This window comes from Mucilaginibacter sp. GW821-FHT07G05, assembly GCF_059418565.1.
Genome location: NZ_JBWKQC010000002.1, coordinates 199,858 through 212,651, shown reverse-complemented (window position 1 = coordinate 212,651; position 12,794 = coordinate 199,858). Strand labels below are relative to the sequence as shown.

Here is a 12,794-nt window from a genome sequence, read left to right as displayed (position 1 = left end):
TTATGTAATTAAATTGTTTACAAAGTGATATCTAAGCCCAACAGGAAAGTGCGCGACTGAGGATAGATACCTCTGTCAATACCGCCCTGAATTTCGGGATCGAAACCATCATACTTTGTGATTGTTGCTAAGTTGTTGCTACTTACATATACCCGCAACCTGTTCACATCCAACTTACTAAGCACTGCGGCCGGTAAGCTATAACCTATTTGAGCGGTTTTGATACGGAAGTACGCGCCGCTTTGCAGGTTAAAGTTTGATGGATAAGAGAAATTATGGTTGGGGTCAGCAACTGTTAAACGTGGATAATTACTATTTGCATTTTGTGGTGTCCAGGCTTGCAGGGCCGATCTTTGATAATTAGCATCACCAATATCTAAACGGCGGTAACCCTGGTATAGTAGGTTGCCCCAAACGCCCTGTCCGAATACCTTCAGGTCAAAGCCTTTGTAATTGGCACCAATGTTAAAGCCGTAAGTCCATTTTGGTAATTGATTGCCTAAAAATACGCGGTCATCTTCGCCTATTTTGCCATCGCCGTTAGTATCCTGCCATTTGAAATCGCCCGGTTTGGCATTTGGTTGAATTTTAGCGCCATTAGCTGTGTAAGCGTCAATTTCTGCTTGTGATTTAAATGTGCCTAACTCTTTAAAGCCGTAAAAAGATGATACCGGCTGGCCAACTTGTGTACGGTATATAGCAAAGCTGGTTGACTGGAAGTTACCGCCATCTAAAAATTTAGTTAAACCTAAATAGGTAACATTGTTTTTGTTGTAAGATATATTACCGTTAAAGTTCATGTTCACCTGGCCTACTTTCTTGGTATATCCTAATTCAACCTCAATACCTTTGTTTTCGAGGTTACCAACGTTTGCGCGGTAAGCGTTATCAAAACCTGCATAAGCCGGCAGATCAACACTTTGCAGCATTCCTTTGGTTAACTTACGATAAACATCAACAGTCAGACTTAGGTTATCAAATAATACCGCGTCGAAACCGATATCGGTAGTATGTACCGATTCCCATTTCAAATCAGGGTTAGCCGGTGCAAGCGGAGAGTTACCAATGATCAACTGGTCCTGACCGAATACATAGTTACGGCCGCCACCTACTACCGAGGTGTAGAAGAACGCGCCTAACGATTGCTCGTTACCTACCGCGCCATATGATGCACGCAGTTTGAAACTGTTCAGGAAAATATCTTTAGGGAAGAAATCTTCTTTACTCACTACCCAGCCCACTGATGCCGAAGGGAACACACCATATACGTTATTTGAACCGAAACGTGATGAACCATCACGACGGATAATACCGGTAAACAGGTATTTCTCTTTATAATCATAAGTTAAACGACCGAATAAAGAACTAACCGTGTACGGCTGATCTTCGTTTGAGTTGGCAATACGCTGAGCGTTTGGCAAATCAAAGTTGAATGATAATTGCTGATACGAAGTTATTGGCAGGTTGTTGTATTGTGCACCCAAACCAACAGCGCTTTGCGATTGCGCGCTGGTACCGATCAAGGCACTGAAGTTATGATCGCCTATAGTGCGGGTATAGCTCGCGGTGTTATCCCAGTTCCAGGTAACATTACGGTTGGTTGCCCTGTAACCGTTCGGGTTTGTTTTGTTGTTAACCAATACGTTCAGGTAATATAACGGAGAGAATGACTGGCTGCCATAGAATGACTGCTTACCACCTATCTGCGTACGGATCTTTAAACCTTTTATTGGTGAAATTTCGGCAAAGGCGTTACCAAGCGCGTTGTGCGACCAGCCGTAGTTACCCAATTGGGTTTGTACAAAAGCTACCGGGTTAGTAAGCTCATTACGTACCAGTTGCGATAATCCATAAGGACGCCCCTGCGGATCGCGGATCAGGAAATCAAGGTTGTTTTGATAATCTGCAACGTTAGGGATATCACCTGTTACCACTACCGGGGTAAGCGGGTCAAGGTTCAGGGCCGAACTTAACGGGCCACCAAACTCACTGTTGGTATTAACACCACCCTGACTGTGTGTGTAAGCATACTGAAAGTTTTCGCCTACTGTTAACCATTTAACTTTAGTACTGCTGTTTACAGTAAAGTTATAACGTTTGTAGTTAGATATTTCGGGGAAGATGATACCTTGCTGATTAAGGTAACCGAATGAGGTATAGTAATTTGATTTATCGTTACCACCCTGAACTGATAATGAGTGATTTTGGATCTTAGCGTTATCACCGAAGATCTGGTTTTGCCAGTTGGTACCTACGCCTGCATTGGCCGGGGTTGGGTGAAATGCATCGTGACCGTCAAAATATCTCGGATCGGTTGTAGCTACGCCATCATTGGTTAATGCCTGGTTACGCAAGGTTGCATATTCAGATGCATTGGCCATATCGATCTTTTTAACCACATTTTGAATACCGATGTAGCCATTGTAGCTTATTGAGCTTGAACCGATCTTACCTTTTTTGGTTGTAACCAAAATTACACCGGCAGATGCACGTGAACCATATATGGCAGCCGAGGCATCTTTAAGTACCTCGATTGATTCGATATCATTAGGGTTGATATTCTCTAAACCACCGTTCAAACCAATAACACCGTCAACAACATAAAGAGGCTCAGAGTTGTTGATTGAAGTTATACCGCGGATACGGATAGAAGCGGTTGAACCCGGCGCACCCGAACTTTGCACACCGGCAACACCGGCTGTACGGCCCTTAAGCACGTCGGTAATGTTAACCACCTGCTGATCCTGGAAATCGCTTGATTTTACGCGTGATATAGAACCGGTTACTACGCTCTTTTTTTGCGTACCGTAACCAATTACCACTACTTCTTCAAGTTTTTTCACATCATCGCTCATGTTGATGTTGATGGTAGATTGGCCACCAATCCTAACTTCCTGGTTAGCGTAGCCTATAAATGAAAATACAAGTGTACCGCTTGATGGAGCTGTTATGCTGTAGTTACCGTTTACATCGGTTTGGGTACCTGATGGTGAGCCTTTAACCACTACCGATACGCCCGGCAAAGGTTGCGCGCTCTGATCAACCACTTTACCTTTTACGGTTAGGTCCTGGGCAAAGGCGGCTGAGAATCCTGCCAACAGCAGGAAGATAAATAAAGTAATTTTTTTTCTCATGGATAATAAAGTTTAATAATTGTGTATTGGGTGTTGCGGAAATTGGTTGGGTTCCGTTTTTAAGATTTTGGCCAATATTTAGCCATAGGAAATTAAATAGAAGTAAAACTTATACGTCATAGTTAATTGGTTAAGTAAGCAATAATTGGTTATGCAAAAAGGCTTATACGAGGATGTATTTGGCCTTGTTTGTGAATCAAAGGTATCAAAGTAAAAAACATAAAAACAAATATTTTTTTCATAAATATCTGATTTTTAGTTACTTAACTTAATTTTGAAACGCTTAGATAACAAAATAAAAATTGATAATATGCCTAATTATCAGCACTAAACGTGGTTTTCAGTTAGTAAATAAATTAAAAAGTGATACGCTTTGTTCCATATACATTTTTAACATATTTTTTTAAGAAAAAATGCCCTCACAGCCTCCAAACGGCGATTAGTGTCAACTCAACAAGTATTATTTTAACGCTTTTTTAAAGTTTTTCGGGAGGATAGCGTATTAAATTACCGCAAAACAAAAAGCCCTGCTGATTTTTCATCAGCAGGGCTTAATAATCAATTACTTATGTTTTATTCAGTATTTAGGTTTAATGGATAACAGTGATATCCCAACTTAAAGCTATTTATACAGGCTATTAACCTAATAGTTGAGGCTTAGCCTGGTAGGTTTCCCATAACAGCTCGCCAAACAGGGTATTTGCCCATGCAAACCATTTACGGGTAAATTTGGTCGGGTCGTTTTTATGGAATGATTCGTGCATAAAACCGGTGTTGCCGTGCGTTTTCTTTAACACCTGGATACAGGTTCTGATCTCTTCATCATCATTACTGGTTATAGCACGCATAATAATGCTCATTGGCCAAATCATATCTTTACCAATGTGCGGACCGCCAATACCTTCGGCAGCTGTACCTTTAAAGAAGAAAGGGTTATTGGTTGATAACAGCATTTTACGGGTGTTTTGATATACCGGGTCGGTATTCTTTAAAGCGCCTAAATATGGCAGCGATAGTAAGCTTGGTACGTTAGCGTCATCCATCAGGTTATAGCTACCGAAACCGTTCACTTCATAGGCATAGATCTTACCGTAATCAGGGTGATCAATTACCGCGTGTTTTTGCAAGGCTGCGTCTACTTCGGTTGCAAGCGCTGTAAGTTCGCCGGCCAGTGCATCATCCTTAAGTATTTGAGTCGACATTTCTGCCGCTTGTTTCAGGCTGATCACCGCGAAGAAATTCGACGGGATAAGATATGAGTAGATGGTAGCATCGTCACTCGGCCTGAACGATGAGCAGATCAAACCAACAGGCTTAACCGGGTAACCGTAACCATTCATTGGTACGCCATCAGTAGCCCAGGCGGTTTTACGCTGAAAAGAATATGGCCCGTCGTTATCTTTACGTTGCTGCTCTTTAAAGGTTTTCAGTATGGTTTGAATAGCTTTTTTCCACTCACCATCAAAAGGTTTTACATCACCGGTTAGTTTCCAGTAATTGTAAGCTAAACGGATAGGGTAGCAAAGCGAATCAATTTCCCATTTGCGTTCGTGCAAACCGGGTTTCATATCGGTAACATCATCTTTCCACTCACCTACCTTGGCAGGATCATCGTAAAAAGCATTTGCATAAGGATCTCTTAAAATATTAACTACCTGGCGGTTTACAATACCAGCTATCAGTTGCTGCAAGGCAGCGTCTTTTTTGATCATGCTCAGGTACGGCCAAACCTGCGCGCTGCTATCGCGCAGCCACATAGCATCAATATCGCCGGTAATTACATAAGTATCCGGGCGGTTATCTTTTAGTTTGTAAGTAACAGTGGTATCTAAGGTATTAGGAAAGCAGTTTTCAAACAACCAGCCCAGCTCTTTGTCTTTAACTTTTGCTTTAAACTCTTTAATAGCTGCCTCAACGGCTTTGCTGGTAAAATTTCTTGAAGCTGCAGCAGTACGTACAACAGGGTACTCTAACACCCCGGCTTTTACTGGGAACTTGCTAACAAAAACCCCGGCCCCCAGCAATGCAGTACTTGCAATAAATTTTCTTCTTTCCATTGTAAAGTATGTTTTATGTATAATTAGTGTCGAAAGATAATGAGAATAAATAAAATGCCCCTCAAAAAGGGGCATTTTATTAAAATAATTTAGCATGGCTTAAAGCCATTTACTTTTAGCGAATATCAATAGGACAAAACCGCGAATATGCCGGGTCACAAATCTTCGCATCACAATTAATTTAAGGTATTTAAAGCATATATGAACTTCGCTTACCTGTGTTTCTTGTTTTGAGCGTTTACTATATCTGCTAAATATTTGCTATTATCAACACTATATCTTACTTAAGCATACTTGTTATAGAATCAGTCTGTTCAATTTTTGGGTTGCCGATATTGGCATTTGCTAAATCGAACAGCGCATTTTCTTTACAAATACAAATGTCTATTTAACGCCCCACTGTTTGTTAGGCTTTGGCCCCATTACCAGTACCAGTTCGCCGCCGTTCATTAGTTGCTCGTGGCTGAACCATGGTGTATCCAGCGTTTTACCGTTCATGGTGGCGCTTTGTATGTATTTGTTGGTTACCGAGCAGTTTTTGGCTACCATTTTAAATTGCTTGCCATTGGTAAGGTCGATAGTTACCTGCTCAAACAGCGGACTGCCAATGGTATACACCGGCGTACCTGGTGTTACCGGGTAAAAGCCCATTGATGAGAACACCACGAAGGCCGTCATACCGCCGCCGTCTTCATCACCGGGAATACCGAAGATGTTATCTTTATACCATACATCAAGCAGGAAACGAATGCGTTTTTGAGTTTTCCATGGCGCGCCTACATAGTTGTACAGGTACGGAATATGGAAGCTTGGCTCGTTACCCATAGAGTACTGCCCTACTATACCTGTAACATCCGGAAATTTAGCCTGGAATTCGTATTTACTGCGACCAAGACCTTCGCGGAACAATAGATCTAAACGGGCCTCAAACTTATCTTTACCGCCCATCAGGCCAACAAGGCCGGGGATATCCTGCTGTACCTGCCACATGTAGGTCCAGCCGTTGTTTTCATCGTAATAATCACGACCGCCCATACCACCATCAAACTTAGGGTCGATGTCGATCCAATTACCCTTTTCGTCTTTAGGCAAAAAGAACATTTCTTTGCTATTCCAAAGGTTTTTGTAGTTCAATGCCCGTTTGCTGAATGTTTCAAAATCGGCGGTTTTGCCCAGTTTTTTAGCGAACTGCGCCAGTGCCCAATCGTCATAGCTATGGCCCAAAGTAATGGCCACCGCCTGGCGTTTTTCCCATGAGTGTACTTCGGGATGGGTTTCTTTTTCGCCCGGATGCAGGGCAGGGAAGTATCCGTTTTTGTAATAAAAATCCTCCAGTGTGCCTTTAGGGCCGTTCTGCCATGGCAGCATGGTGGCCTGTGTGGCGTTTTTCAGCATACCTTCGTAAGCTTTATTGGCATCGAAGTTTTTGAGGCCTTTATTAAGCGCATCGGTAAATACTACCGTTGAGTGGAAACCATTCATACAGGCATGATCGCCAAACACCACAGGGAAAGTAGGCATCCAGCCGCTTTGCTCGTACATGTTTACGAATGAGTTCAGTATATCTTCTTCCTGCTTAGGGTTCAATATGGTTCTCAGCGGGTGATGCGCTAAATAAGTATCCCACATCCAGTCGTCAACCAAAAACGGGCGTTTAGTGTCGTGCACCTTTTTATCGTAACCGCTGTAATATTTACCATCTTCGGTTATATCAACAGGGCGCTCGTAGCAACGGTATAATGCCGAGTAAAAGCTGCGTTTTTGCGCTTCGGTACCACCGTCAACCTTTATCTGGCCTATTACCTTATCCCAGGCATTTTCGCCGGAGGTTTTAAGCTGGGCGAACGTGGTGCCGGTTAATTCATTATCATAGTTCTTTTTAGCTTGTTCGGCACTTACAAAAGATACCGCGTACCTGAACTCGATATTTTTTGAAGCGGCATTAGGAAAGCTGATATACGCCCGGGCACGTTTGCCCGAAACCTCACTGCCTGCCGATACCTGGTTGTTCGATATGATTCCGAATGTCCCCTTTTCGCTGAACACGCCATACATGTAGATCTTTATATCATCGTGATAGGTTTCAACAGCGGTAAGCTCTTTGTCTGAAATCATTTTCCACTGCACTTGTCCGTCGTTATAGGTATCGAACAAAATACTTTTTGTGGCGCTCGCCGGAAACTCGAAATTGTAGATACCTACCTTTTTACCCGGCGCGTACTGTACCGTAATATCATCATCAACCAAATAAGTTGAGTAATACCATGGGCGAAGCACTTCCAGATCGTGGTCGTACGTCATCCTGGCGCGGTAGCTGCCTGCGCTTACTTCTTTAACTGATGGCTTGATAGAAAAGGCTTCACCCAAACGGTGCGATACAATCAGCAGCGGGAAGCTGGAGATCTGATCGTCCAGGTAATCTTTACGTATCGGGAACATCCGCATCATTTGGTTGGGAAGCTGCACCGTAGGGCGGGTAGGTTCCAGCAGCTGGCCTACGTTACCTATACGCGTATCAACGTATTTTAAATTCCCTTTCCCATCGTTGTTCTCCTGTGCCTGCGCTGTTATTACGCCGCAGCTGATGAGCATGCATAGTACGGCCGCTTTAATGACCATTTTGTTTTTTATCATATTTCCTCTATAAATCTGTCTTTTTATAAAATGCTTTTAGTGGGCACAATATACTATTTCTATATAACCCGCTATGCCGTATAGGCGCCGTTAATTAAACGTTTTATCAGCTATGCTTATCTTATTGCGCTACCAGCGTATAAACGGCTCCTTTTTGTGTAGGCATATCATAAACCAGGGTGTTTTGTATACCGGTAGGTTTTAAGTTTGCCTTCGGCGATATGATAGGTTTTGCCACCTCATCTGTTTGGTAAAAAACATTGGTGTTGGCACCAGTGGCCTTTTTCAATGTACCCTTGGTAGCCAATTTAATGGCATTAGGCACCCGTAAGCGGCAGTTACCACCCAGTGTAGATTTTATGCTGATGCTTGCTACCTTGCCATCCTTCCATTGCAGGTTTACAATTTCAAAACCACCGCGTGCCCTTAAACCGCTGATGCTGCCGTTTTTCCATACATCGGGCAGGGCTGGTAATAACTGCAAAGTACCATCGTGGCTTTGCATCAGCATTTCGGCAATACCGGCTATGCAGCCAAAATTGCCATCTATTTGAAAAGGCGGGTGCGCGTCGAACAAGTTATTATAGGTACCGCCGCCACCGGCGTTTATGCCCAGCGGGGTAAGTTGTTTCCTGATGAGTTCGTAAGCGTGGTTACCATCCTGAAAGCGGGCCCAAAAGTTCACCTTCCAGCCCATGCTCCAGCCGGTTGATACATCGCCACGGTAAATGAGCGAAGTACGGGCGGCATCAAACAGCTCGGGCGTTTGAAAAGGCGAAATCTGCTTGCCCGGGTACAACCCAAACAAGTGCGATACATGGCGGTGCTGATCTTTCGGATCGTCCAGGTCATCCAGCCATTCCTGCAACTGGCTGTGCTGCCCAATTTGCATTGGCGGCAAGCGTTTACGGGTAGCTTTCAGCTTTTCAACAAATGCGTTATCATTCCCCAATGCTTCGGCCGCCCTAATGGTGTTTGATAACAGGTCGAACACGATTTGGTTATCCATAGTAGCGCCATAGGTAAGCGACGAACCTTCGTGTGATTTTGGTGAATTTTCGGGCGAAATCCCCGGCGAAACCACCAGCCATTTGTGGGTAGGCTCTTCTATTAGGAAATCTAAAAAGAATTCCGACGCGCCTTTCAACGCGGGGTATACCGTGGCCAAATATTTTTTATCGCCACTGTACAGGTATTTCTCCCACACATGCTGACTCAACCATGCACCACCCATTGGCCACATGGCGTAAAATATATTATCAACCGGGCCGGTAATACGCCACAAGTCGGTATTATGGTGCGCCAGCCAGCCTTTGGCTCCGTACATTACTTCGGCTGTTTTATGCCCCGTTACCGAAAGGTCTTTCACCATGCTTACCAAAGGCTCGTGCAGTTCAGTAAGGTTGGTATTTTCGGCAGGCCAGTAGTTCATTTCGGTATTAATGTTGATGGTATACTTGCTATCCCAAGGCGGGTCCATCCTGTCATTCCATATCCCTTGCAGGTTGGCCGGTTGCCCGCCCGGTTGCGAGGCAGAAATAAGCAGGTATCGGCCGAAGGCGAAATATAAGGACACCAATTGAGGGTCGTTGCCCTGCGCAAACTCTTTCAGGCGCACATCGGTAGGCTTTTTAATAGCATCCGTACTCCCCAGATCAAGCTTTACCCGATTAAAATATTTTTGATACGCCGCCTTGTGCGCTGTTAAAAGGCCCGCGTAGGGTATTTTTAAAGCCGCTTGCAGGTAAGCCGAAGCACGTTGAGCCGCGTTAGCGCTCACATCATGGTAATTAACAAAGTTGGTAGCGATAGAAATATATACCGTTGCCGATGTAGCTCCTTTTATATTGAAGCTGGTATCTGAATGAGTAACCTCACCGCCTTCGGTTTTAATTTTCACCAGCGATACAAAGTTAACCTGTCCTTTTACACCTTCATGGTCGGACGTGGTGCCCGATAGTTCCAATTCGTTTTGGTTGTTAATCTTAATGGTAGTTTTTTGGGGCGATAGCATATACGCGCTAAAGTTGAGCGCGGCAGCCTTGCTTGCCGTAAGCCTAACCGCAATTACCTGCCCCGGTACCGACGCGAATACCTCGCGCTGAAATTTCACACCGTTAACCGTGTATGATGTGCGGGCTACGGCATCTTCGAGGTTAAGTTCGCGGTAATAATTTTCGGGTTGTGCATGGCCGGGGAAATCAAGATAGAGGTTGCCTACCGGCATGTACATCATCCCGTTATTCTCTTTGGCTTGTATGGTTTTTTCGGCCAGGCGCTGGGCATCTTTGTAATGGCCTTCAAACAGCAGCTTGCGTACCTCGGGCAAACCCTTTATCGCGTCGGGGTTATTATTGTCAGACGGGCCGCCTGTCCACACCGTGGTTTCGTTGAGTTTAAGCACTTCCTTTTCGGGGTTGCCGTAAACCATGGCGCCCAGTCTTCCGTTCCCAACGGGCAGGGCATCCGTCCAGGTGTTACCGGCGGCATGATCATACCAAAGTTTTAAATTGGTATTGCTTTGCGCTTTGGCACATACCGAGGCCAACACCAGTACCGGCAAAAAAATGAACGTATAAAGCTTAGTCATTTATGGCTAATTGTTTAATTGGTTTTTATTTAGGTTGTAATTGTATTGCCAATATTAAGTGCGTTCATTAATAAAACACTAATATTTCATTAATTGGGCTTGTTGATTTTTATTTACTGTTAGTTTGACTGTTATTGAATAGCGTTAGCGGCGTAAAGATTGCTATATCTAACCAATACCAAGCATCTTATATTGAGAAAGTTACAACTTTTAGCCTGCTGCAATGTTAATATTATTGTTACATAAGTAAATTATCGGCTGTGCTAATTGCAATCGATATCATTTAATAACCCTAAATAACAGTATTATGTTCAGGAACACAAAAGCGTTCAGCGGTTTTTCGGTAAATGATATTCCGAAAGCCAAAGAATTTTACCAGGATACGCTCGGTTTAGATGTGGAAACAATAATGGAGCACCTGATACAGCTCAACATTGCAGGTAGCAACCCGGTAATGATTTATCCAAAGCCCAACCACCAACCGGCCACTTTCACCATACTCAATTTCCCGGTGGAGAACATTGACGAAGCCGTTGACGAGCTGACCAAACGGGGCGTAAAATTTGAACATTATAATATGCCCGATTTGAAAACCGATGAAAAAGGTATTTGCCGCGCCAACGGCATGGGGCCTGATATTGCCTGGTTTAAAGATCCGGCCGGTAATATATTATCGGTACTGGTACCTACTGAGTAAACTGCACTTCACTTACTTACTATAACAAAGCACTTGTATGCCATGCGTACAGGTGCTTTTGTTTTTACACCCTGCCATCGTAACAAAAATGATATTTGCAGCGCCGTTTAACGGCTTATTTACAGGAATCAGTTATATTTCGGGCACAATTGATCACCCTATATTAATTTAACCAAAACAAGTATGAATAAGTACGCTTACCGTATTATTATAGTCCTGCTTTTTATTACCGCTTTAGGCAGGGCGCAAGACAAACCCGCTTATACCAAGGCTGATGCCGCTAAGGCTTTCGAGGCTTTCAACAAATATTTTTACGACAGCAAAGCCAAACTATACGATGGCACCACCAAGCACGAAGGTGTTGCCGCTATATGGGTGCAGGCCATTTACTGGGACCAGGCCATGGATATTTATGAACGTGATAAAAAACCGGCCCAGCTAAAATTTGTAACCGACATTTACGAAGGTAACTATAAACATTACGATGCCTACAACTGGAGCAACCACGTAGTATGGTTTATTTATGATGATATGATGTGGTGGATAGCTTCGCTGGCACGCGCGCACCAGATCACCGGTAACCCGGAGTATCTTAAAAAATCGATAGAAGGTTTTAACCATGTTTGGGAAGGCTCGCACGATCCATCGGATGGTGGCATGTTTTGGGACTTTAAACATACCGGTAAAAACGCCTGTATCAACTACCCTACTGCCATTGCAGCCGTGCGCCTGTACAATATTACCGGCGATACCGCGTACCTTAACAAAGCGAAATTGGTATACGGATGGGCAAAAAACAACCTGTTTAACAATGGCCGTGTGGCCGATAATAAAATAGGCAAACATGTAGGCTACAGCGATTATACCTACAACCAGGGTACCTGCATTGGTGCGGCTATATTATTATATAAAACCACCAAGGATGCCACTTACCTCGAAGATGCCAAGTTAACCGCCGATTATACCATGAACCACATGGGCACCAACGGCATACTACCCGCCGAAGGTGATTTCAACGAGCAGGGTATATTAAAATCGATATTCGCGGATTATATATACCGTTTGGTTAAAGATTGCGGCCAAAAACAATACCTGCCATGGATTTACAAGAACATTAACACCGGCTGGCAAAACCGCGACAAAAAACGCGATCTCACTTTCCGCAATTACAATGTACCCGCCCCTGAAGGGGACATGCAATCGTACGAAGCCAGTAGCATTGTAAGGTTCATGCAGTTGTTTCCGCCGGCTAAATAGGTTTTTTTTGGATAAAAGCATTCTTTCCACTTGCGCTCGTTTTCAACGAGCGCAGGTTAGGATAAAAGAAACACTCACTACTCATCAACCCCCACTCACTAATTACATCCCCTTACTCACACATATTATAATATTTTAAACGGCCGTAACATTTATGCTTGCGGCAATTGTAAAATGTTTGTGCATATAGGCTGTTTATGGCAAAACCGGGCGCTTTGTATTGGATTTATTACTTTCAATTTTTCGGGGGTAACATTGTTAGCACTAATTTTGACCAGCTAACAGTAAGGCATTTAACAAACCGGCGCCGCTTATCACACGCTTGTTTTTAACTGCCTTAAAAATCCGGCTCCTGATAGGTGTTGTACTGCCGGGCACTGACCAATTTTTTTTCTGATTACAGATATTAATTTCTAATAACCGTT

Annotated in this window: 6 protein-coding genes; 2 read left to right on the top strand and 4 right to left on the bottom strand. The window is 43.7% G+C overall.

All coding sequences use genetic code 11. The features are described 5' to 3' along the window. Nucleotides 1-17: 17 nt before the first annotated feature. The 4 genes from AC07NA_RS05280 to AC07NA_RS05265 form a co-directional block, all read right to left on the bottom strand. On the bottom strand, nucleotides 18-3,134 hold the full coding sequence (locus AC07NA_RS05280; protein ID WP_494896312.1) for a SusC/RagA family TonB-linked outer membrane protein: 3,117 nt from the start codon (nucleotides 3,132-3,134) through the stop codon (nucleotides 18-20). Nucleotides 3,135-3,772: 638 nt separating this feature from the next. Beyond that, entirely contained in the window at nucleotides 3,773-5,191 is a 1,419-nt protein-coding gene (locus AC07NA_RS05275; RefSeq protein ID WP_494896310.1) for a glycoside hydrolase family 125 protein, read from the bottom strand. 384 nt (nucleotides 5,192-5,575) lie between these two features. Beyond that, on the bottom strand, nucleotides 5,576-7,825 hold the full coding sequence (locus tag AC07NA_RS05270) for a GH92 family glycosyl hydrolase (protein ID WP_494896308.1): 2,250 nt from the start codon (nucleotides 7,823-7,825) through the stop codon (nucleotides 5,576-5,578). A 121-nt stretch (nucleotides 7,826-7,946) separates the two neighbouring features. Continuing rightward, entirely contained in the window at nucleotides 7,947-10,415 is a 2,469-nt protein-coding gene (locus AC07NA_RS05265) for a glycosyl hydrolase family 95 catalytic domain-containing protein (protein ID WP_494896306.1), read from the bottom strand. 307 nt (nucleotides 10,416-10,722) lie between these two features. Here AC07NA_RS05265 and AC07NA_RS05260 point away from each other — a divergent pair, with 307 nt between their 5' ends. Both AC07NA_RS05260 and AC07NA_RS05255 read left to right on the top strand, forming a co-directional pair. Further along, entirely contained in the window at nucleotides 10,723-11,112 is a 390-nt protein-coding gene (locus tag AC07NA_RS05260; protein WP_494896304.1) for a VOC family protein, read from the top strand. A gap of 183 nt (nucleotides 11,113-11,295) precedes the next feature. Beyond that, nucleotides 11,296-12,369, top strand: coding sequence for a glycoside hydrolase family 76 protein (locus tag AC07NA_RS05255; protein ID WP_494896302.1), 1,074 nt, complete (start codon nucleotides 11,296-11,298; stop codon nucleotides 12,367-12,369). Nucleotides 12,370-12,794 lie beyond the last annotated feature (425 nt).

What these genes read in the sequence shown, in the direction of transcription:
- AC07NA_RS05265 (WP_494896306.1), bottom strand. Translation starts at nt 10,415, where the DNA reads ATGACTAAGCTTTATACGTTCATTTTTTTGCCGGTACTGGTGTTGGCC.
- AC07NA_RS05280 (WP_494896312.1), bottom strand. Translation starts at nt 3,134, where the DNA reads ATGAGAAAAAAAATTACTTTATTTATCTTCCTGCTGTTGGCAGGATTC.
- AC07NA_RS05275 (WP_494896310.1), bottom strand. Translation starts at nt 5,191, where the DNA reads ATGGAAAGAAGAAAATTTATTGCAAGTACTGCATTGCTGGGGGCCGGG.
- AC07NA_RS05260 (WP_494896304.1), top strand. Translation starts at nt 10,723, where the DNA reads ATGTTCAGGAACACAAAAGCGTTCAGCGGTTTTTCGGTAAATGATATT.
- AC07NA_RS05270 (WP_494896308.1), bottom strand. Translation starts at nt 7,825, where the DNA reads ATGATAAAAAACAAAATGGTCATTAAAGCGGCCGTACTATGCATGCTC.
- AC07NA_RS05255 (WP_494896302.1), top strand. Translation starts at nt 11,296, where the DNA reads ATGAATAAGTACGCTTACCGTATTATTATAGTCCTGCTTTTTATTACC.